The organism is Vibrio sp. 2130-1 (assembly GCF_033339515.1).
In genome coordinates, this window is record NZ_JAWOUT010000319.1 from 1 (window position 1) to 676 (window position 676).

1 protein-coding gene is annotated in these 676 nt (G+C 40.8%); it reads left to right on the forward strand.

Annotated features, from left to right (window positions below; all coding sequences use genetic code 11):
• On the forward strand, positions 1-676 hold a 676-nt coding region (locus R7Q09_RS25970), incomplete at both ends, for a M10 family metallopeptidase C-terminal domain-containing protein (protein WP_318143923.1).

Consider the following 676-nt stretch of genomic DNA (forward strand, 5'->3'; position numbering starts at 1 on the left):
AGCATATGATGGCTTCTTGAATCAAGATCTTGATGGTGTTGTGGTTCCTGACGTAACTCAATTACCTCCGGTTATGTTGCAGTCAGTGATTCAACCTGTTGGGGGGAACTTGATGTATACCACTTCTCCAGATACAGGTATTGGTGCAGATGGTGGTTATATTAGCGAAATAGAACATGACGGTGTCACTTATTCGTTTGATGGTACAGACCTAATAGTTACTGACAATAACGATGGTATTTCGCATGCATTTGACGACACAACGATGCAGCTTACTATCTATATCGACAGCAAACATACTCTGGAAATCGACTTAAACGACGGTGCGTATGCATTTTATGGTGCGGTGGGTGATACAGTTGAAACGTTAGACTTCGATTATGTATTGACGGATAACGATGGCGATCAAAGTGAGAATACCCTGCAATTCATTATTGATGAAAACGGAGGAGTAAATGCTTCAAGTAATGGCTCTGCAAATATTATTGAAGCTGAAGTAGATGTAAGTCATGACATCTTGATCGGCAATGATAACGAGGCAGATGTCTTTAAATGGGTCAACGACTCCTTGGATACAGGAACAGATCTAATTAGAGGTTTTGAGAGAGATTTGGACACCTTAGATCTGAGTGAAGTCGTTGAAGATGCAGGGCACAATACGATAGAAGAACTTCTT